1 rRNA gene is annotated in these 602 nt (G+C 50.2%); it reads left to right on the top strand.

The features are described from left to right. Positions 1-62 precede the first annotated feature (62 nt). A 16S ribosomal RNA gene (locus JFL43_RS22155) occupies positions 63-602 on the top strand; the annotation flags it as partial.

Genomic DNA, 602 nt, shown 5'->3' with positions numbered 1-602 from the left:
AACGAAATAGATATCATCTTCGGATGATACGCTAGCAAAGCAAATGAGCTTTCAAACTAACTTTTATGGAGAGTTTGATCCTGGCTCAGGACGAACGCTGGCGGCGTGCCTAATACATGCAAGTCGAGCGAATGATGAAGAAGCTTGCTTCTTCTGATTTAGCGGCGGACGGGTGAGTAACACGTGGGCAACCTACCTAGTAGATTGGGATAACTCCGGGAAACCGGGGCTAATACCGAATAATTCATTTCACCTCATGGTGAGATGCTGAAAGGCGGTTTCGGCTGTCACTACTAGATGGGCCCGCGGTGCATTAGCTAGTTGGTGGGGTAATGGCCTACCAAGGCAACGATGCATAGCCGACCTGAGAGGGTGATCGGCCACATTGGGACTGAGACACGGCCCAAACTCCTACGGGAGGCAGCAGTAGGGAATCTTCCACAATGGACGAAAGTCTGATGGAGCAACGCCGCGTGAGTGATGAAGGTTTTCGGATCGTAAAACTCTGTTGTAAGGGAAGAACAAGTACGTTAGTAACTGAACGTACCTTGACGGTACCTTATTAGAAAGCCACGGCTAACTACGTGCCAGCAGCCGCGGTA

Origin of the sequence: Viridibacillus soli, assembly GCF_016612995.1 — a bacterium.
Classification (GTDB): domain Bacteria; phylum Bacillota; class Bacilli; order Bacillales_A; family Planococcaceae; genus Viridibacillus; species Viridibacillus soli.
The sequence above is the reverse complement of the archived record's forward strand: the minus strand, read 5'-3'. Positions and strand labels throughout refer to the sequence as shown.